This is a genomic window from uncultured Pseudokineococcus sp., assembly GCF_947499845.1.
In the GTDB taxonomy this organism is placed as follows: Bacteria; Actinomycetota; Actinomycetes; order Actinomycetales; family Quadrisphaeraceae; genus Pseudokineococcus.
Window position 1 is genome coordinate 36,893 of the sequence record NZ_CANMPM010000002.1, and the last position, 19,825, is coordinate 56,717.

The following is a 19,825-nucleotide window of genomic DNA, read 5'->3' on the forward strand; positions in this document are numbered from 1 at the left end:
ACCACCACCCCGTCGACCGGCGCCCCCGGGACCGGCGCTCCGGACCGCACCGCCCGCTCGACCTGCGCCCGCTGGACCGGCTGACGTCGATCAAGGTCAAGCTCGGCGTCCTCGTCGCGGCCTCCTGCGCCGCCGCGTCGTTCGCGACGTGGGTCGGCCTCGCCGTCCTGGAGTGGTGGCCTCGCTACGCCCTCCCGGTCGCCGTCCTCCTCGCGCTGGGCGTGACCCAGGTCCTCGCCCACGGGATGACCTCGCCGCTGCGGGAGCTCACGGCCGCGGCCCGGGCGATGGCCCGGGGCGACCACGCCCGGCGCGTGACCGCCACGAGCCGCGACGAGGTCGGCGAGGCGGCCCGCGCCTTCACCCACATGGCGCGCCAGCTCGAGCAGGTGGACGCCGAGCGGCGCGAGCTCGTCGCCAACGTCAGCCACGAGCTGAGGACGCCCGTCGCCGCGCTGCGGGCCGTGCTCGAGAACGCCGTCGACGGCGTGGCGCCGGCCGGCCCGGACGCCCTGCGCCCGGCCCTCGCCCAGGTCGAGCGGCTGGGCGACCTCGTCGACGAGCTGCTCGACCTCTCCCGCGTGGACGCCGGGGCGGTGCCGCTGCACCGCGAGCCCGTGCGCCTCGCCGACCTCGTCGGCGCCGCCGTCGACGGCGCGCGCCTCGCCGGGCGCGACGTCACCTACGAGGTGCGCGTCGAGCCGGCCGACGCGCAAGTGCTGGCCGACCCGGCGCGCCTGCACCAGGTCGTCGCCAACCTCCTCGACAACGCCGCGCGGCACAGCCCGCCCGGCGGGGTCGTCACCGTGACCGCGGCGGTCCGCGACGGCGGGGCCCGCCTGTCCGTCCTCGACCAGGGCCCCGGCATCCCGCCGTCCGAGCGCGAGCGGGTCCTCGAGCGCTTCGCGCGGGGCAGCTCGGCGAGCGCCCGCGACGGGGGCACCGGCCTCGGGCTCGCCATCGCCCGCTGGGCCGTCGAGCTCCACGGCGGCCGGCTCACGGTCGCCGACGCGCCCAGGGGGTGCCGGCTCGACGTCGACCTCCCGGCGGCCGCGCCCGCCCGCGGAGGCGCCGCGTGAGCGCGGCGTCCCCCGACGAACGGGCCGACGTCCTCGTCGTCGGCGCCGGGCTCGCGGGCCTCGCCACCGCGACGGGCCTGGCGCGGCGCGGTCACGACGTCGTCCTCGCCGACCGGCGCCCGGCCCTCGACGGCGTCGTGCGCACCACCGGCATCTTCGTGCGGCGCACGCTCGACGACTTCCCGCTGCCGCCCGAGCACCTCGGTCCGGCGATCCGCCGCGTCGTCCTCCACCCGCCCGGCCCGGGGCGCCCGCTCGACCTCGTCAGCGACCGCGACGAGTACCGCGTCGGCGACATGGGCCCGCTCTACCGGGCCTCGGCCCGGGCGGCGGTCGCGGCGGGCGTGCGCCTCGAGCTCGGCGCGCGCTACGCGGGCCGTGACGGGGGCGCCTGCGTCCTCGAGGGCCGCGAGGGGCGGCGCGCCGTCCGCGCGCGCTTCCTCGTGGGCGCCGACGGCGCCCGCTCCGCCGTCGCGCGCGACCTCGGGCTGGACCGCAACCGGCACCTGCTCGTCGGGGCCGAGGAGGTCCGCGCCGTCCCCGACCGCGGGCTGCCGCCGACGTTCCACTGCGTCGTCGACCCCTCGGTGGCGCCGGGCTACCTGGCGTGGGTCGTCGACGACGGCCACCACGCGCACGTGGGCGTCGCCGGGTACGCCGACCGCTTCCCCGGGGGGATGCGCCGCAGCCTCGAGCGCTTCAAGCGCTCGCTGCCCGCCCTGCTCGGCGCGGACGCGGGCGTGTGGACCGAGGACACGTGGGCCGGGGAGGCGCGGGTCGACGAGGCGCCGGGGGCGGTCGAGCGTCGGGGTGGGCCCATCCCGGTGGGCGGCCTCCTGCGGCGCATCGCGGGCCCGGACGGCCTGCTCGTCGGCGACGCCGCGGGCGCCGTCTCCCCGCTGACCGCCGGGGGCCTGGACCCGTGCCTGCGCCAGGCGGCGCAGGCGGTCGACGTCCTCGACGCGGCCCTCCGCGGCGAGGGGCCGCAGGCCCTGCACCGCTACGACGGGGCGGCGCTGCGGCGCGCCTTCCGCGGGCGGATGCTCCTGCGCCACGGGCTCGCGCAGGTCCGCTCCCCCGCCCTCGTGCGCGCCGGCTTCCCGCTGCTGCGGACGCCGCCCGGCCGGGCCGCCGCCCGGGCCGTCCTCTTCGGCGACCGCTCGTTCCCCGACGCCCCCGCCGAGCGCGCCTCCCCGCCCGGCGCCACATCATAGCCTCGCGGACGACGGCACGGACGAGCTCGGAGGGCGACGCATGGCGGACGGCGGCAGCACGGCGCGGCGGGTCGGCGCGGTCACCGCGGCGTACGCGGCCGGGCTCGTCGCCCTCGGCGGCGCCGCGGTGGGCGTCGTCCTCGTCGAGGCGCGGCTGGCGCGGCGCTGGGTCGGGCGGCCCTTCGGCTCCGAGGGGCCCGACGCCGACGGCGTCTACGGCGCGGGCCCCGGGCGGGTCCTCGTCCTCGGCGTCCTCGGCGACTCGAGCGCGGACGGCCTCGGCGCGCAGACGCCCGCGCAGACCCCGGGCGCCATCGTCGCGACGGGCCTCGCCGCCGTGTCCGGGCGGCGCGTGCGGCTCCTCAACCGCGCCGTCGTCGGCGCCGGCTCCGCCGACCTCGACGCGCAGGCCGGCCGGCTGCTCGACGAGGTGCCCGCGCCGGACGTCGTGCTCGTCATGGTCGGCGCGAACGACGTCACGCACCGCGTCCGGCCGGCCGACGCCGCCCGCCACCTGTCCCGCGCCGTCGCGCGACTGCGGGCGGCGGGCGCCGAGGTCGTCGTCGGCACCTGCCCAGACCTGGGCGTCGTCGAGCCCGTGGCCCAGCCCTTGCGAGCCATCGCCCGCCGGTGGGCCCGCGACCTCGCCGCGGCCCAGACCGTCGCCGTCGTCGAGGCGGGCGGCCGGTCCGTCTCGCTGGGAGACCTGCTCGGGCCCGAGTTCTCCGCGGCTCCGGCGGAGATGTTCAGCGCCGACCGCTTCCACCCCTCCCCCGCGGGCTACGCGCGCGCGGCGGCGGTGCTCCTGCCCGCGGTCTGCGCCTCGCTGGGGCTGTGGCCCGAGCCGCCGTCGGCGGGGCGGGAGGAGCGCGTCGTCCCCGTCGCCGAGGCCGCGGCGGCCGCCGCGGAGTCGCCCGGCACCGAGGTCGAGGGCGCGCACCGCGACGGGGCCGCCCGCGGCCCGCTCGGCGCCTGGGCGCGGCTGCGCCGTCGCGCCGACCGCTGAGGGCCCCGTCTCCGCGGAGGTGACGCCTCCTTCATCCCCGAGGAGCCCGTCTCGGCGAAGGTGACGCCTCCTTCACCGCTGAAGGCCCCGTCTCCGCGGAGGTGACGCCTCCTTCACGCCCGAGAGCGCGCCGCGGGCGTCAGAGGGCGCGGCGCAGGGCGACGAGGCGGTCGTGCAGGTCGACGACGGCGGCGTCGCCACCGCGCGCGTCCGCCGCGGCGAGGACGTCGCCCGCGAGGACGGCGAGCTGGTCGCCCAGGGCGTGGGCCCCGAGCTCGGGCACGGCGCGCCGGGGCTCGCCCTCAAGGTCGGCGCTGGCGTCGGCGAGGTGCTGCAGCACGGGGCGGACGACGTCGACGGGCCGGGCGGCCGCGCCGGAGCCGACCGCCTCGGCGCCCACGGGCCCAGCGACCGCAGACGTACCGGGCGCAGCCGCACCGCCCTCAGACGCACCGGGGCCCGGCCGCACGAGGCGGCCGGGCCCGAGGGCGGCGATCCGGTCGAGGCATCGGCGCAGCTCGCGCCGCGCCTCCTCGACGGGGGTGTCGCCGGTGCTCACGCGGAGCGCGTCACTCGCTACCGCGGAGGATGGCGAGCAGGCGCAGCATCTCGACGTACAGCCAGACGAGCGTCGTCACGAGGCCGAAGGCCGCCTTCCACGCGAACTGCTGCGGGAGGCCGTTCTTGACGCCCTGCTCGATGAAGTCGAAGTCGAGGATGAGCATGAAGGACGCCAGGCCGACGCCGATGAGGCTGAAGAGCCAGCCGAGCGGGCTCGTGTAGATGCTCGAACCGGTGAAGACGGCGACGAGCAGGTTCACGACGACGACGGCCAGGTAGCCCATGACCGCGATGCTCATGAACTTGACGAACTTCGGCGTCGCGCGCACGAGCTTCGTCTTGTACGCGACGAGCATCGCCGCGAAGGCGCCGAGGGTGCCGAGGACCGCCGCGGGCACGATGCCCTGCCACAGCGTCTCGTAGACCTGGCTGATGGCCCCCAGGGCGATGCCCATGAGCACCGCGTAGGCCATCATCACGCCGGGCCGGATCTTCTTGCTGAGGTTGGCCCAGATCCCGAGCCCGACGGCCACGAGCATCGCCGGGAAGACGAAGCCGAGGCCCGCGCCGGCCGGCGTGAGGACCCAGGTGGCCGCGGCGGCCACGATCAGGACGCCGAAGAGCGCGCCCGTGCGGACGACGACGTCGTCGTAGGTCATGCGCCCGCGCTGGGCGGCGCCCGCCGACGGCTGCGCGTACATGTCCTGCAGCTGCTGCGGCGTCATGTCCTGCGTGGAGCCCGAGCCGCCCCACGTCGGCGCCTGGCCGCGGCCCCGGCGGTCGGTGTCGAAGGTGGCGTAGCCGCCCTGCGAGAACGCCCTGTCGTTCTTGAAGGCGGGGTTGCTGCTCTGCATGGGACTCCTCATCCGCGTGCGTGGTGGGCGGTGCTCGAGCCGGGACGGCGGAGCCGTCGTGCTCACCCCGTGCAACGCCGCGGGGCGCCGGGGAGTTCCACAGGCCGCGCCCAGCCGCCCGGTCGGGCGCACCCGGTGTCCAGCGGGACCCGGGCGCTGCCGGCACGCACCCCCGGCGGGACTCGAACCCGCACTGCAGCGCTTTTAAGGCGCCTGCCTCTGCCGTTGGGCTACGGGGGCCGGTGGGCCGTCCCCGCGCCGCGGCGCGAGCCCCGGGCGACCCCCGGCGCCGACCCTAGCCGCGCCCGCCGCGGCGGCCGGGTCGCCGTCGCGCGCCGCTACGCCGGGACGGGGAGCTCGTAGACGACCCCGGTGAGCCGCTCGCTCTCGGCCCACAGCCGCTGGGCGTCGGCGACGCTCTCCGCCCGGTCGGACCGACCGACGCGGACGGGCGCGCCCCGCATCTCCCCGCGGCCGTCGGGGCCGAGGTAGTCCCCTCCGTCCACCGCCGGGTCGGTCCCCGCGCGCAGCAGCGGCAGGGCGCCCGCCGCGTCGCTCTGCGCGAAGAGGCGGTTGGCCAGGCCCATGACGGCCCGGGCCCCCGGCACGCGGACGCCGCTCGTGGCGCCCGCCTGCAGGTTGGTCGCCGACCACCCGGGGTGGCCGGCCACCGCGGTCGCCCGCGCCCCGGACGCGGCGAGGCGCCGCTGCAGCTCGGCCGTGAAGAGCAGGTTCGCCAGCTTGCTCTGCCCGTAGGCGCCGAACCGCGAGTACGAGCGCTCGCCCATGAGGTCGTCGAAGTCCATGCGCCCGGACCGGTGGGCCTGGCTGCTCGTGCTGACGACGCGGGCGGCCGGCGCGGCGAGCAGGGCCGGGAGCACCTGGCCCACCAGCGCGAAGTGCCCGAGGTGGTTGGTGCCCAGCTGCAGCTCGAAGCCGTCGCTCGTCTCCCGGCGCGGCACGGCCATGACGCCCGCGTTGGCGAAGAGGAGGTCGAGCCGGTCGTCCGTGCGCGAGCGGACGTCCTCGGCCGCCGCGCGCACCGCGGCGAGCGAGCCGAGGTCGACGTCGACGAGCTCGACGGTCGCCAGCGGCGCCGCACCGCGCACGCGCGCGACCGCCGCCTCGCCGCGCGCCCGGTCGCGCGCGCCCATGAGCACGCGGGCGCCGTGCTGGGCCAGGGCCCGGCACACGTGCAGCCCGAGGCCGCTGTTGGCGCCGGTGACGAGCGCCGTCCGCCCGCTCAGGTCGGGGATGTCGCGCTCGGTCCAGCCCATGGCCGTCCTCCCTCTCGCCGTGGCGCGCCGGGACCCGGGCGCCGGTCAGCCTCCACCCTCGCCGCGGGCCAGGTCCCGCGCGCGCTGGACGACGGCGTCGAGCATCGGCTCGGTGAGCCGGCCGGTCGCGGTGTTCTGCTGGCTCACGTGGTAGCTGCCGAGGAGCACGACGGGCGCCCCGCCGGGCCGGTCGAGCTCCGCCTCGGCGCCGTGGCCGAACACCGGCGCCGGGCGCGGCACGCCCCAGCCCCGCCGCCGGGCGAGCCCGAGCGCGGACTGCCAGGCGAAGCCGCCGAGCGCGAGCACGACGGCGAGGTCGGGCAGCAGGTCGACCTCGCGGTCCAGCCAGGGCGCGCACGTGTCCCGCTCGACCGGCAGCGGGGCGTTGTCGGGCGGCGCGCACCGGACGGCGGCCGCGACGCGGGCGCCGGGGGCGACGAGGCCGTCGTCGCGCCCGGTGCTCGTCGGCTGGTTGACCAGGCCGGCGCGGTGCAGCGCGGCGAAGATCCAGTCCCCCGACCGGTCGCCGGTGAAGACGCGCCCGGTGCGGTTGCCGCCGTGGGCGGCGGGCGCGAGGCCGAGGACGAGCAGGCGCGACGCGGGCTCGCCGAAGCCGGGCACCGGCCGCCCCCAGTACTCATCGTCGCGGTAGGCGCGGCGGCGGGTCCGGGCCACCTCCTCGCGCCAGGCGACGAGCCGCGGGCAGGCACGGCAGTCGGCGACGCGGGCGTCGAGGTCGGCCACGTCGCGGGCGGCCCGGGCCCGGCGGACGACGCCGGCTGCGGTGGTGGCCGCGGGCGGCCGGCGCGGTGCGCCGTCGACGGGCGCCGCGCCCGCGGTCGGGCCGGGCGTCACGCGAGGGACAGGGCGATGCCGTCGAGGATGTCGTGCTCGCTCGTGACGACGGAGCGCACGTCCGCGACGTCGGCGACCCGCTCGACGACCCGCGCCCACACGAGCGCCCCGGCGCCGATGACGTCGACGCGGCCGGGGTGCATGTAGGGCAGCGCGGCGCGCTGGTCCCGGCTCATGGCGAGCAGCTCCTCGCAGGCCGCGAGGACCTCGGGCACCGGCAGCACCGCGCCGTGGAGGCGCTCGGGGTCGTAGCGCGGCAGGCGCAGGGCGTGGGCGGTGACGGTCGTGACGGTGCCGGCGACGCCCACGAGCGCCCCCGCGGCCTCGAGCGGCACCGCCGCGGCGACGCGGTCGAGGGCGGCGTCGACGTCGGCGCGCGCCGCCGCCACCTGCTCGGCGGTCGGCGGGTCGTCGTGCAGGTGGCGCTCGGTCATCCGGACGCAGCCGACGTCGACCGACAGGGCCGCCGGCGCCGCGCCCGCCGCGGTCGCGTCGGGGTCGCCGAGGACGACCTCCGTCGAGCCGCCGCCCAGGTCGACGACGCAGTACGGCGAGGCGAGCGTGACGCCGTCCGGCCCCCGCGGCGGCACGCCCGTGGCCGCCCCGCGGAAGGACAGCGCGGCCTCCTCCGCGCCCGGGACGACCTCGGGCTCGACGCCCAGGGCCTCGCGGACGCCGTCGACGAACACCTGGGCGTTGGACGCGTCCCGGCTGGCGGACGTCGCGACGAAGCGGGTGCGCTCGGCGCCCAGCTCGCGCACGAGCGCGGCGTAGTCCCGGGTCGCCGCGAGGGTGCGCTCGAGCGCGGCGTCGGACAGCCGCCCCATCGCGTCGACGCCCTCGCCGAGACGGACCACGCGCATCTCGCGGTGGACGTCGACGAGCGGCTGCCCCGCGACCGTCGCCTCCCCCGGGGCCGGGAGGTCGGCGACGAGGAGCCGGATGGAGTTGGTGCCGCAGTCGATGGCCGCCACGCGCGTCATGGCGCCCACCCTGGCAGCCCCCGGCGCCCGCCCGCGCGCTGCCGTCCGGGCGGTGGAGGTGACACCCCCTCCACCCGGTGCCCGCTCTCGACGTGAAGCAGACGCCTCCTTCACCCCCCAGCCCCCTCCCCGCGCGAAGGTGACGCCCCCTTCACCCCTCAGGCCCCTCCCCGCGCGAAGGTGACGCCCCCTTCACCCCCCAGGCGCCTCCGCCGGTCAAGGGGGCGTCACCTTCACCGGGGGTCCGGCGACCGGGCGAAGGGCCGCACCGGGTGGCACGCTCGGACGGGTGACCTCCCCCACCCTCCAGCCCGCGTCGCGCCGCCGGGGCGACGACGTCGACGTCGTCGTCGTGGGGGCGGGGCCCAACGGGCTCGCCGCCGCCGTCGTCTGTGCGCGGGCGGGGCTGTCGGTCGAGGTCGTCGAGGCCGCCGACCAGATCGGCGGCGGGGCCCGCACCCAGGAGCTGACGCTGCCCGGCTTCCGCCACGACGTCTGCTCGGCCGTGCACCCGATGGCCGTCGCCTCGCCGTTCTTCGAGGCCTTCGACCTCACCGCGCACGGGGTCGAGATGCTCCAGCCCGACGTGCCCTACGCCCAGCCGCTCGACGGCGGCCGCGCCGGGGTCGCCTTCCGCGACCTCGAGCGCACCGTCGAGGGCCTCGGGGTGGACGGCCCCGCCTGGCGCTCGCTCGTCGGCCGGCTGTCCGAGACGTGGCGCGGGACCGCCGACGTCGCGCTCAGCGACTTCCGCTCGCTGCCCCGCCACCCGCTGCAGGCGGCGTCCTTCGCGGCCGCCGTCCTCGAGCAGGGCACGCCCGCCTGGGACCTGCGCTTCCGCGAGGACGTCGCCCCCGCGCTCCTCACGGGCGTGTGCAGCCACGCCATCGCCCCGCCGCGCCGCCTGGCCCCGGCCGCGGGCGGCCTGTGGCTCGCGAGCCTCGCGCACGCCCGCGGCTGGCCCATCCCCCGCGGCGGCTCCCAGTCGATGGTGGACGCGATGGCCGACGACGTCCGCGCCCGCGGCGGCGTCATCCGCACCGGGGAGCGCGTGACGTCGCTCGGCCAGCTGCCCCGCGCGCGGGCCGTGCTCCTCGACGTCGCGCCGCAGGGGCTGCTCGACATCGCGGGCGACCAGCTGCCCCCGCGCTACCGGGGCTGGCTCGAGCGCTGGCACTACGGCGGTGGCGTCTGCAAGGTCGACTACGCCCTGTCCGGCCCCGTGCCGTGGGAGGCCGAGCACCTCGACCGCGCCGGCACGGTGCACCTCGGCGGCACGCGCCCGGAGATGCAGGCGGCCGAGCGGGCCGTCGTCGCGGGCCGCCACGCCGAGCGCCCCGTCGTCCTCGTCTCCCAGCCCGACGTCGTCGACGACACCCGCACCCCGGACGAGCGCCGGACGCTGTGGACGTACGCGCACGTCCCCAACGGCTCGCCGCGGGACATGAGCGACGAGGTGAGCGCCCAGCTCGAGCGCTTCGCCCCCGGGTTCCGCGACCTCGTGCTCGCCACCGACGTGCTGCCCGCCTCGGGCCAGCAGGACCGCGAGCCGAACAACGTGGGCGGCGACATCGCCACCGGCGCGGTGACGCCGTGGCAGCTGCTCATGCGGCCCGTGCCGCGGTGGGATCCCTACCGGACGCCGCTCACCGGCGTGTACCTGGCGTCGGCGTCCGTGCCGCCGGGCCCGGCCGTGCACGGGATGGGGGGCGTCCACGCCGCCGGCCGCGTGCTGCGCCAGCGCTTCGGACGACGGGTCGACCCGCTCGACGTCGTCCGCGGCGCCGCCTGACGCCCGCCCGGAGTGCCGAGCCGCACCGGTTCGGGCGGTCAGCGGGGCTCGTCGGGCTCCGCCGGCTCCCACGGCCTCGGGGCCTCCGCCCTCGAGGGCGCCGGCCCGAGACACTGCCGCAGCAGCTGGTCCGCACCGCTGGCGAGGCGGTGGACGCCCCGGGCGAGGAGCAGGACACCGACCAGTCCGACGACCAGCACGAGGAGGAAGAACCAGACCTTCCCGTGCAGCACCCACGTGGCGATGGCCGCGGCCACGGACAGGCCGACGAGCACGACGCCGGCCGCCAGGTCGTCCGCCGAGGCGCTGGGGTGGTCACGAGGGGGCGTGGTGACGGGCAGCGGTTGTCCGTCCGGGCCGAGGCGGTCGGGGGCGGGGCGCAGGAGGGGCACGAGCGGACCTTGCCAGGCCGCAGGCGCGCGCGGGGGCGGATCAGCCTCAGGAGGCCGGCGGCACCTCGACGCAGCACCCGCGGGCGCCCCAGTCGGGCAGCATCGCCAGCGCCTCGTCGCCGAGCGGCGTCACGCCGGGGCCGGCGGCGAGGGCGTGCGCCACGAGGACGTGGAGGCACTTCACGCGCGTCGGCATCCCGCCCGCGGACACCCCGTCGACCTCGGGGACGTCGCCGAGCTCGGCGCGGCGGCGCAGGTAGTCCTCGTGGGCGCGCGCGTGCCCCGCGGCGAGCTCCGGGTCGTCCGCCAGGCGCTCGGTCATGTCGCGCATGACGCCGTCGGCCTCGAGGGTGCCGATGGCCGACGCCGCCCGCGGGCACGTCAGGTAGTACGTCGTCGGGAAGGGGGTGCCGTCGGGCAGCCGCGGCGCCGTCCGCACCACGTCCGCGAGCCCGCACGAGCACCGGTGGGCCACGCCGACGGCGCCGCGGGGCGCCCGCCCGAGCTGGGCGGCCACCACGGCCGCGTCCTCGGGCGCGAGCCCGCCCCCGGCGTCGGTCTCGTCGCTCACCGACCGGCCGCCTCGCGGCCGGCCTCGCCGACGGAGTCCCACAGCACCCCGAACCACGGCCGGTCCGCGGAGGCGCGGACGCCGTCGGCGGCCGCCTCGCGGGGGTCGCGCGCGGCCTGCCGGCTGGGCGGGACGCCGACGACCCGGTAGGGCACGTCGCCCGGCATGACGAGCGCGAGGCGCTGGCGGGCCTGCCTCTCGACGTACGCCGGGTCCTGCCATCGCTGCACCTGCTGCTCGAGGTCCGCGACGTCGGCCTCCGTGGCGGCGAGCTCGGCGCGCGCGTCGGCGATCTCGGCGCGCTGGCTGATGGTCGCGTGCAGGTAGGGCGCCAGCGCGGCGACGACGACGAGCAGCAGCACCGCCAGGGCCGCCGCACGGCGCGTGAGGCCCCGGGGCGCCGGCAGCGAGTCGGCCGCGCGCGCTCGGCGTCGCGGCTCGGGGGCGGGCGCCGCGCCCGCCGCGCGGGCCCGGGCGGACGCCGGCAGGCCCGCCGGGGTCCGGGACGGCAGGTGGAGCCCGCCGTCGCCGGCCGGCCGCCGCGCCGGCGCGGCCCCCGAGCGGCGCACGCCGTCCGTGGCGCTGCTCGCGCCGGCGGCGTCGTCCGCGGAGCCGTGCGCGTCGGCCGAGGGAGCCCCGGCCCGCCCCGCCCGCGGCGCCACCGGTCGCCGTGCGCCTGCCATGCGTGCCCTCCGCCCGTCGTGCTGCCCGTCGCCCGCGTCCGGGTCCTGCTGCTGGTGCTCGCGTCCGTGCTCTCGTCCGTGCTTCCGTCCGGGCGCCGGTCCCGTCCGGTGGTGCTCGCCCTCCCCGCGGCGCGCGCCGCGGGGAGGGACGCCCTCAGCCCCGCGAGGGGCCGGGGGCGGGGGCGGCGGTCAGCCCTTCCAGCGCGGGAAGGCGCCGCGGCCGGCGTAGCGCGCGGCCTCGTCGAGCTCCTCCTCGATGCGCAGGAGCTGGTTGTACTTGGCGACGCGCTCCGAGCGCGCCGGGGCGCCCGTCTTGATCTGCCCGCAGTCGGTGGCGACGGCGAGGTCGGCGATCGTCGTGTCCTCGGTCTCGCCCGAGCGGTGGCTCATCATCGCCCGGTAGCCGCTGCGGTGGGCGAGCGCCACGGCGTCGAGGGTCTCGGTGAGCGTGCCGATCTGGTTCACCTTGACGAGGAGCGCGTTGGCGGCGCCGCCGTCGATGCCCCGCTGGAGGCGCTCGGGGTTGGTGACGAACAGGTCGTCGCCGACGAGCTGCACGCGCTGGCCGAGGGCCGCCGTCAGCGACGCCCAGCCCTCCCAGTCGTCCTCGTCGAGCGGGTCCTCGATCGAGACGAGCGGGTAGGCGTCGACGAGCTCGGTGTAGTACGCCGCCATCTGCTCGGCCGTGCGGTCCTGGCCCTCGAAGCGGTAGGTGCCGCCCTCGTGGAACTCGGTGGCCGCGACGTCGAGCGCCAGCGCGACGTCGGAGCCGAGCGTGAGCCCCGCCTTCTCGACGGCGGTGGCGATGAGGTCGAGCGCCTCGCGGTTGCTCGGCAGGTCGGGGGCGAAGCCGCCCTCGTCGCCCAGGCCCGTCGACAGGCCGCGCTGCTTCAGCACCGACTTCAGGGCGTGGTAGACCTCCGCGCCCCAGCGCAGCGACTCGCGGAAGGTCGGCGCGCCGATCGGCGCGATCATGAACTCCTGGACGTCGACGCCGGAGTCGGCGTGGGCGCCGCCGTTGACGATGTTCATCATCGGCACGGGCAGCACGTGCGCGTTGGGGCCGCCGACGTAGCGGAACAGCGGCAGCGACGCGGACTCGGCGGCGGCGCGCGCGACGGCGAGCGAGACGCCGAGGACGGCGTTGGCGCCGAGCGAGGACTTGTTGGGGGTGCCGTCGAGCTCGAGCATCGCCGCGTCGACGAGCCGCTGCTCGGACGCGTCGAGGCCCACGAGCTCGGGGCCGATGGTGTCGAGGACGGCGTCGACGGCGCCCTGGACGCCCTTGCCGCCGTAGCGGGCGTCGTCGCCGTCACGGCGCTCGGTCGCCTCGAAGGCGCCAGTCGATGCCCCCGACGGCACCGCCGCGCGGGCGAGGACGCCGTCGTCGAGGGCGACCTCCACCTCGACGGTGGGGTTGCCTCGGCTGTCGAGGATCTCGCGTGCTCCGACGGCCTCGATGCTGGCCACGACGTCTCCTGGGGGCTCGGTGGTCGGGTGGTCGGTGGTGCCGTCCGGCGGGGGCGACCCCGCAGGGTCGGCCCCGGGACGACCGCTGCCGACCCGTCGCGGCGAGCCTATCGGCGCCGCGGGGGCGCGCCGGGGACCTCGTCCGGCGTGGGGTCCGAAGCGGTGCAGGAGCCGCGGCGCGGCGCGTACCCGCCGTCCTCCAGCCCCGCGTGGCGCTCGAAGCGGCTGCGCCGGGGGTCGGCCCCGGTGAGCGCGGCCTCCAGGCCGTACAGCGCCGGCATGAGGAGCGGGCCGAGGACGGCCCACTGGTCCGCGTGGCGCGCCTCGTGGCGGCGCCGCTCCGGCCCGCCGAGGCCGCCGTGGAGCCAGACGCTGCCCACCGTCGTGCCGCCGCGGGCGTACCCGCGGCGCATGCCGCCGCACTCGACGAAGAGGTCGCGCCCGACCACCGGGCGCCCGCCGTGCGCGACGCCCCAGGCGAGCGCCGCCGCGGTGGGCACGAGGTTGAGGTAGGCGCGCGCCAGCCACCAGGCGCGCGTGCGGCGGCGCTCCCGAGGGCGCCCGCCGATGACCCTGCCGATGACCGGGCCGGGAGCGCTCACGCCGGACCGGCCGCCTCGGCGCCGCGGGCGCGCTCCTCGAGGCGACGCACCGCGGCGCGCAGCGCCGTCTCGGGGTCGACGCCGGGGGTCTCGCGCGCGGCGTCGGCCACCACCGCGAGCAGCCGGTCCCCCAGCTCCGCCTCGGCGTCGCGATGCTGCTCCTGCCCCTGCTCGGGCGCAGCCGAGCCGCCGGTCCCGCCGGGCACCAGCGCGTCGACGTCGAGCCCGGCCCGCCGGGCGCGGCCCAGCAGCTTCGCGGCCCGCGCGAGCGCCGGCAGCGCCGCGGGGACGCCGTCCATCGCGCTCGCGCGGCCCTTCTCGAGGCGCTTGCGCGCCTCCCAGCCGGCCTCGACGTCAGCGGCGCTCAGCGCGTCGTCCACGCCCACGCCCGACTCCGGGTCGCCGAAGACGTGCGGGTGCCGGTGCACGAGCTTGGCGACGATGCCGGCGGCCACGTCGTCGACGTCGAACCGCTCGCCCACGGGCGCCTCCTGCGCCACGCGGGCGTGGAAGACGACCTGGAGGAGCAGGTCGCCGAGCTCCTCGCGCAGGTGCTCGGACGACCCCGACTCGATGGCCTCGACGACCTCGTAGGCCTCCTCCAGCGCGTACGGCGCGAGGGAGGCATGGGTCTGCTCGGCGTCCCACGGGCAGCCGCCCGGCGAGCGCAGGCGGTCCATGACGGCGACGAGCTCGAGCAGCCGCGCGCCCGGCACGCCGTCGGCCGACGCGCCGTCGCTCGACGCCGTCACGGCACCTCCGCCGGACGCCGCTCGCGGGAGGCGAGCGCCGGCAGGCCGTGGCGGCGGCGCACCTGCATCCACACGAGGGGCGCGACGAGCGCCACGACCACGAGGACGACGCCGGTCGTGACCGTCGGCACGCCGAGCAGCTTGAGCGCCGAGGCGAGCAGGACGAAGGCGAGCGCCCGCCGCACGATCCCGCCGGGCGCCCGCGAGGACAGCCGGGCCCCCACGTAGACGCCGGGGACGCTGCCGAGCAGCAGCGACGTGGTGAGGTCGAGCTGGAAGTCGCCGAAGAGGACGTGCCCGAGGGCCGCGGACACGACGAGCGGCACCGCCTGCACGAGGTCGGTGCCGACCAGGGAGCTGGCCTTGAGCGCCGGGTAGAGCGCCATGAGCGCGATGATGATGAGCGAGCCGGAGCCGACGGAGGTCATCCCGACGACGACGCCGCCGACCATGCCGACCGCGACCGTCGGCAGCTTCCGGACGACGACCTCGGGGCGGTCCTGCGGCAGCGGCGCCGCCCGCCCGTCGCGCTTGCGGGCCCGCTCGGCGAGGCGCACGTAGGCCCGCACGACGAGCCCGGTGGCCGCGACGAGGAGCGCGACGCCGAGCGCCACCTGGATGACGTCCTGGACCTCCTGCCCGTCCCCCAGCGCCCGGGCGATGAGCACTCCGACGAACGCCATGGGCACCGACCCGACGCAGAGCCACTTCACGAGCTGGAGGTTCACGGTGCCCCGCCGCAGGTGGACCACCGAGCCGACGGGCTTCATGACCGCTGAGGCGACGAGGTCGCTGGAGACGGCCGTCAGCGGCGGGATGCCGAAGAAGAGCACGAGCACGGGCGTCATGAGGGCGCCCCCGCCCATGCCCGTCAGGCCCACGACGATGCCGATGAAGAACGTCGCCGCGACGAGCAGCGGGTCGATGTCCACGAGCGGCCTCCTCCGGGTCCCCACCGGGCCCGGCGGGTCTCGCCGGGCCCGGTGGGTCCGACTGGTGCGACCGGCACTGTAGGGAACCGGCGTCCGGGCGTGGGACCGTTCGGGGCGGGAGCGCCCCGCTCGGCTCAGCCGACGCCCGCGGCCACCTTGCCCGCCGCGCCGACGTCCTCCCCGACGACCGCGTCGAGCAGGTCGGCCGCCCAGTCGAGCAGCGCCGTCCCCTGCAGCGGCTTGCCGCCGATGCGCGCCGTCCTCGGCATGGGCACGAGCACCGACCGCACGGCGGGCTTGACCAGCGACCCCGGGTAGAGCCGTCGCAGCCGCAGGGTCTGGCTGTCGCCCAGCTCCATCGGCGCAAAGCGGACGTTGGTGCCCTGGGCGCTGACCTCGGTGACGCCAGCCGCCCGGGCCCGCACGCGGAAGCGGGCGACGGCGAGGAGGTTCTCGACCGCCTGGCCGCCCGTGGCCTCCGACGGGTCGCCGTAGCGGTCGACGAGCTCGTCGCGGACCTCCTGCACCGCCTCGAGCGTCTCGGCGACGGCGAGCTTGCGGTAGGCCTCGAGCCGCAGTCGCTCGTGCGGCACGTACTCGTGCGGCAGGTGCGCGTCGACGGGGAGCTCGACCTTGATCTCGGCGGGCGGCTTGCCGGCGCCGTCGCCGCGGAAGTCCGCGACGGCCTCGCCGACGAGCCGGATGTAGAGGTCGAAGCCGACGCCCGCGATGTGGCCCGACTGCTCGCCGCCGAGCAGGTTGCCCGCGCCGCGGATCTCGAGGTCTTTCATGGCGACCTGCATGCCGGAGCCCAGGTCGGTGTTCTGGGCGATCGTCGTCAGCCGGTCGTTGGCCGTGTCGGTGAGCGGCCGGTCCGCCGGGTAGAGGAAGTAGGCGTACGCGCGCTCGCGCCCGCGGCCCACGCGCCCGCGCAGCTGGTGCAGCTGGGAGAGCCCGAAGCGCTCGGCGCGCTCGAGGATCAGCGTGTTGGCGTTGGAGATGTCGAGCCCGGTCTCGATGATCGTCGTGCAGACGAGCACGTCGAACTTCTTGGCGTAGAAGTCGAGGACGGCCTGCTCGAGCGCCTGCTCGCTCATCTTCCCGTGCGCGACGGCGATGCGGGCCTCGGGCACGAGCTCGCGCAGGTGCGAGGCGGCCCGGTCGATGGTCTCGGTCTTGTTGTGGACGTAGAAGACCTGGCCCTCGCGCAGCAGCTCGCGCCGGATCGCCGCGGTGACCTGCTTGTCGTCGTAGGCGCCGACGAAGGTGAGCACAGGATGGCGCTCCTCCGGCGGCGTCGCCAGCGTCGACATCTCCCGGATGCCCGTGACCGCCATCTCGAGCGTGCGCGGGATCGGCGTCGCGCTCATCGCGAGGACGTCGACGTCGGTGCGCAGCGCCTTCAGCGTCTCCTTGTGCTCGACGCCGAAGCGCTGCTCCTCGTCGACGATCACGAGGCCCAAGTCCTTGAACCGCACCTCGCTGCCGAGCAGCCGGTGGGTGCCGACGACGAGGTCGACCTTCCCGTCGGTGACGCCGGCGATCGTCTCCTTCGACTCGGCCGTCGAGGTGAAGCGCGACAGGGCCCTCACGGTCACGGGGAAGCCGGCGAAGCGCTCGGAGAAGGTCTCGAGGTGCTGCTGCACGAGCAGCGTCGTCGGCACGAGGACGGCGACCTGCTTGCCGTCCTGGATCGCCTTGAAGGCGGCGCGGACGGCGATCTCCGTCTTGCCGTAGCCGACGTCGCCGCAGATGAGCCGGTCCATGGGGACCGACTTCTCCATGTCGGCCTTGACCTCGTCGATGCACGAGAGCTGGTCGGGCGTCTCGACGTACGGGAAGGCGTCCTCGAGCTCGCGCTGCCACGGGGTGTCCGGCCCGAAGGCGTGGCCCGACGTCGCCATGCGCGCCGAGTACAGGCGCACGAGCTCGCCGGCGATCTCCTTGACCGCCTTGCGCGCGCGGCTCTTCGTCTTCGCCCAGTCGCCGCCGCCCATCTTGTTGAGCGGCGGGTCCTCCCCGCCCACGTAGCGGGTGACCTGGTCGAGGGTGTCCGTCGGCACGAACAGCCGGTCGCCCGGCTGGCCGCGCTTGCTCGGCGCGTACTCGATGACGAGGTACTCGCGCGTCGAGCCGCCCATCGTGCGCTGGATCATCTCGACGAAGCGCCCGACGCCGTGCTGCTCGTGCACCACCGGGTCGCCCGGGCGCAGCTGCAGGGGGTCGACCTGCTTCTTGCGGCGGCTCGGCAGCCGCTGCATGTCCTTCGTCGAGCTCGGGCCGCTGCGGCCGAGGACGTCGGCCTCGGTGAGGACGGCGAGGCGCAGGGGCTCGGCGACGAAGCCGGCTCCCCCGGCGCCCGTCGTCACGTGGACGACGCCCTCCTCGGGCGGCTCCTCGAGCGTCTGCACGCGCCGCGCCGGCACGTCGGCCTCGCGCAGCACCTCGGCCAGGCGGTCGGCGGAGCCGTGGCCCTCCGCGGTGACGACGACGCGCCAGCCGTCGCGGGCGTGGGCGCGGACGTCGTCGAGCGTCGTCGTCACGTCGCCGGAGAACGAGCGGGTGTCGCGCGCGCCGAGGCGCAGCTGGACGCCGCCGGTGTCGTCCTGCGTGCCCGAGAGGCCGGCGTCGGCGAGGCTCTCGTCGGCCCCGAAGGCCGTCAGGGACCACCACGGGTGGCCGGCCGCCGTCGCCGCGCCGCGCGCGACCGACAGCGGCAGGAAGCTCGCCGAGGACAGGTCGACCGGCGTCTGCGCCCCCGCGGCCGCGTTGGACCACGCCGCGGCGAGGAACTCCTGCGTCGTCGCGACGAGGTCGTGGGCGCGGGCCCGCACGCGCTCGGGGTCGAGGACGACGACGTGCGCACCCTCGGGCAGCAGGTCGGTGAGCGGCTGCATGCCGTCGACGAGGGCGGGGGCGAGGGACTCCATGCCCTCGACGGCCACGCCGGCGGCGATCTTGTCGAGCATGTCGGCGGCGCCGGGCAGCTGCTCCTTGAGGGCCAGCGCCCGGTCGCGCACCTCCTGGGTCAGGAGCACCTCGCGGCACGGCGGCGCCCACAGGCCCTCGGGGACGACGTCGAGGGAGCGCTGGTCGGCGACGGCGAAGGCGCGGACCTCCTCGACCTCGTCACCGAAGAGCTCCACGCGCAGCGGGTGGTCGCGCGTGGGCGGGAAGACGTCGACGATGCCGCCGCGGACGGCGAAGTCGCCGCGCCGCTCGACCATGTCGACGCGGCTGTAGGCCGCGCCGGCGAGGCGCTCGACGAGGTCGTCGAGGTCCACGACGTCGCCCGCCTGCAGCCGGACGGGGCGCAGGTCGCCGAGGCCGCGGACCACCGGCTGGAGCACGGCGCGCACGGGGGCGACGACGACCCGGACCGGCCCGTCGGGCGCCCCCTCGGGGCCGGGGTGCGCGAGCCGGCGGAAGACGGCCAGGCGCTTGCCGACGGTGTCGCTGCGCGGCGAGAGCCGCTCGTGCGGCAGCGTCTCCCACGAGGGCAGCTCGGCCACCTGCCCCTCGGGCAGGAAGCAGCGCAGCGACGCCGCCAGCTCCTCCGCGGCGCGGCCCGTGGCCGTGACGGCGAGCAGGGGCCGGCGCGCGGCCAGCTCGGCGACGACCGCCGGGCGGGTGCCCGCGGGGGCGGTGAGGTCGAGGACGTCGGTGACGCCCTCGGCGGCGGCGGACGTCGCGGAGGCGAGCGCGGGGTCGGCGCGCAGGACGTCGAGCAGGCCGGTGAGGCTCACGGGGCGGGGCTCCTCGGGGGGCGGGGCGGCAGCACGACCCCCGGGCGCCCACGAGCGCGGCGGGGATGGGCGGGAGACTCCTACGCTACGCCGGGCCCCGACCCCGCCGACGAGGGCGAGCGGGCGGCCCTAGCCCTCGACGTGCACGGTGACGCGGCCGATGTGACCGGGGAACTGGTCGACGTCGACGCCGCCCAAGCCCTTGGCGCCCACGCGCACGACGCTGTCGTTGCTGATCGACAGGCGCGCGGGGATCGCGGTCGAGCGCGCGACCTCACCGTCGACGAGCACCTCGAGACGGTCGCCGGTGCGGCGGCAGCCGAGCTCGTGCCACATGCCGTCGGCGACGGACTCGCGGGCGACGGCGCGGTAGGTCTTCGTCGTGCCCGTGCCGACGACCACGCAGCTCGGCTTCCCTGCTCGACCGTCCACCTGCATTTTGTACTGCCCGGCGCCGCCCCAGTTCCAGCCCTTCTGGACGACGTTGGCGCCGTCGCTCGTCCGCCAGGGCTCCAGGTGCACCTGCGCGGTGAGCGAGAAGTCCGCGCGACCGGGGTCGACATCCTCGCTCCCGGCGACCTCGACGAGGGCGCGCGGGCAGGCCTGCAACGCCGTCCGACAGACCTGCGCCAGCCGCAGGGCCGGGACACCGTCGACGGTGCGAGCGGTCACCGCGGCCCCGCGCGCCGTCCTGAGCGTGCCGGCCCCGCCCGCGCCGTCGTCCAGGACGGACCCGCCGGCGAGCCGCTCGGCGCTCACAGCCGCTGCGCCGAGGTCGACGTCGAAGCCGCGGCCCGGAGCCGCTTGCGCCGGGGCGGAGGAGAGCCCCAGACCACCGGCCAGCAGTGCCGCGGCGGCGGTCGCGCGGACGCGGGACCTGCTGCTGGACGTCATCGTGCGGCGCATGGCTCTCTCCTCCGGCGACCACCGTGGTCATGAAGGTCAGAGAGTAGGGCGAACCGGACGCCACCGCAGGGACTCCCCGACTACGCCGTTCGGAGGCTCCGCGCCGTCGCGGTCCGTGAAGACGCAGACGGGACGGCCACGCACTGCTTA

At 77.5% G+C, this 19,825-nt stretch carries 18 protein-coding genes and 1 tRNA gene; 4 read left to right on the top strand and 15 right to left on the bottom strand.

Annotated features, from left to right (window positions below; all coding sequences use genetic code 11):
* Nucleotides 1-62: 62 nt before the first annotated feature.
* Genes Q0789_RS02235 through Q0789_RS02245 form a run of 3 tightly spaced genes read left to right on the top strand, consistent with a single transcriptional unit; the run spans nucleotide 63 to nucleotide 3,299 of the window.
* Nucleotides 63-1,079, top strand: coding sequence for an ATP-binding protein (locus Q0789_RS02235; protein ID WP_366917613.1), 1,017 nt, complete (start codon nucleotides 63-65; stop codon nucleotides 1,077-1,079).
* Nucleotides 1,076-2,293, top strand: coding sequence for an NAD(P)/FAD-dependent oxidoreductase (locus Q0789_RS02240; RefSeq protein WP_298801694.1), 1,218 nt, complete (start codon nucleotides 1,076-1,078; stop codon nucleotides 2,291-2,293). The genes Q0789_RS02235 and Q0789_RS02240 overlap by 4 nt, the downstream gene beginning before the upstream one ends.
* Before the next feature lie 40 nt (nucleotides 2,294-2,333).
* Nucleotides 2,334-3,299: an SGNH/GDSL hydrolase family protein gene (locus Q0789_RS02245; RefSeq protein WP_298801696.1), complete on the top strand. Its 966-nt coding sequence runs from the start codon at nucleotides 2,334-2,336 to the stop codon at nucleotides 3,297-3,299.
* A gap of 139 nt (nucleotides 3,300-3,438) precedes the next feature.
* Here Q0789_RS02245 and Q0789_RS02250 read toward each other — a convergent pair whose 3' ends face one another.
* The 6 genes from Q0789_RS02250 to Q0789_RS02275 form a co-directional block, all read right to left on the bottom strand.
* The gene (locus tag Q0789_RS02250; RefSeq protein WP_298801698.1) at nucleotides 3,439-3,699 is read right to left on the bottom strand and encodes a hypothetical protein; all 261 of its coding nucleotides are present in this window, start codon (nucleotides 3,697-3,699) and stop codon (nucleotides 3,439-3,441) included.
* Between the two features lie 169 nt (nucleotides 3,700-3,868).
* Nucleotides 3,869-4,714, bottom strand: coding sequence for a Bax inhibitor-1/YccA family protein (locus tag Q0789_RS02255; RefSeq protein ID WP_298801701.1), 846 nt, complete (start codon nucleotides 4,712-4,714; stop codon nucleotides 3,869-3,871).
* A gap of 167 nt (nucleotides 4,715-4,881) precedes the next feature.
* Nucleotides 4,882-4,954, bottom strand: a tRNA-Leu gene (locus Q0789_RS02260).
* Between the two features lie 98 nt (nucleotides 4,955-5,052).
* Complete coding sequence (locus tag Q0789_RS02265; RefSeq protein ID WP_298801703.1) at nucleotides 5,053-5,991, bottom strand: oxidoreductase; 939 nt, start codon at nucleotides 5,989-5,991, stop codon at nucleotides 5,053-5,055.
* Nucleotides 5,992-6,036: 45 nt separating this feature from the next.
* Nucleotides 6,037-6,846 carry a uracil-DNA glycosylase gene (locus Q0789_RS02270; RefSeq protein WP_298801705.1) on the bottom strand — a complete coding sequence of 270 codons (810 nt, stop codon included), beginning with the start codon at nucleotides 6,844-6,846 and terminating at the stop codon, nucleotides 6,037-6,039.
* Nucleotides 6,843-7,829, bottom strand: coding sequence for a Ppx/GppA phosphatase family protein (locus Q0789_RS02275; protein WP_298801707.1), 987 nt, complete (start codon nucleotides 7,827-7,829; stop codon nucleotides 6,843-6,845). Before Q0789_RS02275 ends, Q0789_RS02270 begins: the two co-directional genes overlap by 4 nt.
* Before the next feature lie 289 nt (nucleotides 7,830-8,118).
* Here Q0789_RS02275 and Q0789_RS02280 point away from each other — a divergent pair, with 289 nt between their 5' ends.
* The gene (locus Q0789_RS02280) at nucleotides 8,119-9,621 is read left to right on the top strand and encodes an NAD(P)/FAD-dependent oxidoreductase (RefSeq protein WP_298801709.1); all 1,503 of its coding nucleotides are present in this window, start codon (nucleotides 8,119-8,121) and stop codon (nucleotides 9,619-9,621) included.
* Between the two features lie 38 nt (nucleotides 9,622-9,659).
* Here Q0789_RS02280 and Q0789_RS02285 read toward each other — a convergent pair whose 3' ends face one another.
* From Q0789_RS02285 to Q0789_RS02325, 9 genes are all read right to left on the bottom strand, one after another.
* Nucleotides 9,660-10,013 (bottom strand): hypothetical protein, encoded by a 354-nt coding sequence (locus Q0789_RS02285; protein WP_298801710.1) that lies wholly within the window; start codon nucleotides 10,011-10,013, stop codon nucleotides 9,660-9,662.
* 46 nt (nucleotides 10,014-10,059) lie between these two features.
* The gene (locus tag Q0789_RS02290; RefSeq protein ID WP_366917614.1) at nucleotides 10,060-10,533 is read right to left on the bottom strand and encodes a DUF501 domain-containing protein; all 474 of its coding nucleotides are present in this window, start codon (nucleotides 10,531-10,533) and stop codon (nucleotides 10,060-10,062) included.
* Between the two features lie 47 nt (nucleotides 10,534-10,580).
* Nucleotides 10,581-11,267, bottom strand: coding sequence for a septum formation initiator family protein (locus tag Q0789_RS02295; RefSeq protein WP_298801714.1), 687 nt, complete (start codon nucleotides 11,265-11,267; stop codon nucleotides 10,581-10,583).
* Between the two features lie 189 nt (nucleotides 11,268-11,456).
* Nucleotides 11,457-12,737 (bottom strand): phosphopyruvate hydratase, encoded by a 1,281-nt coding sequence (gene eno / locus Q0789_RS02300; RefSeq protein WP_171204319.1) that lies wholly within the window; start codon nucleotides 12,735-12,737, stop codon nucleotides 11,457-11,459.
* Nucleotides 12,738-12,844: 107 nt separating this feature from the next.
* Nucleotides 12,845-13,339 carry a hypothetical protein gene (locus tag Q0789_RS02305; protein WP_298801719.1) on the bottom strand — a complete coding sequence of 165 codons (495 nt, stop codon included), beginning with the start codon at nucleotides 13,337-13,339 and terminating at the stop codon, nucleotides 12,845-12,847.
* A complete protein-coding gene (locus tag Q0789_RS02310) occupies nucleotides 13,336-14,091 on the bottom strand; it encodes a MazG family protein (RefSeq protein ID WP_298801721.1) in 756 nt (251 codons plus the stop codon). Before Q0789_RS02310 ends, Q0789_RS02305 begins: the two co-directional genes overlap by 4 nt.
* Complete coding sequence (locus Q0789_RS02315) at nucleotides 14,088-15,017, bottom strand: sulfite exporter TauE/SafE family protein (protein WP_366917615.1); 930 nt, start codon at nucleotides 15,015-15,017, stop codon at nucleotides 14,088-14,090. Before Q0789_RS02315 ends, Q0789_RS02310 begins: the two co-directional genes overlap by 4 nt.
* A 140-nt stretch (nucleotides 15,018-15,157) precedes the next feature.
* Nucleotides 15,158-18,769 (bottom strand): transcription-repair coupling factor, encoded by a 3,612-nt coding sequence (gene mfd, locus Q0789_RS02320; RefSeq protein WP_298801725.1) that lies wholly within the window; start codon nucleotides 18,767-18,769, stop codon nucleotides 15,158-15,160.
* 129 nt (nucleotides 18,770-18,898) lie between these two features.
* A complete protein-coding gene (locus Q0789_RS02325) occupies nucleotides 18,899-19,675 on the bottom strand; it encodes a LamG-like jellyroll fold domain-containing protein (protein ID WP_298801726.1) in 777 nt (258 codons plus the stop codon).
* Nucleotides 19,676-19,825 lie beyond the last annotated feature (150 nt).

Coding starts and splice junctions, on each gene's coding strand:
- Q0789_RS02245 (WP_298801696.1), top strand. CDS start 2,334: ATGGCGGACGGCGGCAGCACGGCGCGGCGGGTCGGCGCGGTCACCGCG.
- Q0789_RS02255 (WP_298801701.1), bottom strand. CDS start 4,714: ATGCAGAGCAGCAACCCCGCCTTCAAGAACGACAGGGCGTTCTCGCAG.
- Q0789_RS02265 (WP_298801703.1), bottom strand. CDS start 5,991: ATGGGCTGGACCGAGCGCGACATCCCCGACCTGAGCGGGCGGACGGCG.
- Q0789_RS02275 (WP_298801707.1), bottom strand. CDS start 7,829: ATGACGCGCGTGGCGGCCATCGACTGCGGCACCAACTCCATCCGGCTC.
- Q0789_RS02295 (WP_298801714.1), bottom strand. CDS start 11,267: ATGGCAGGCGCACGGCGACCGGTGGCGCCGCGGGCGGGGCGGGCCGGG.
- Q0789_RS02325 (WP_298801726.1), bottom strand. CDS start 19,675: ATGCGCCGCACGATGACGTCCAGCAGCAGGTCCCGCGTCCGCGCGACC.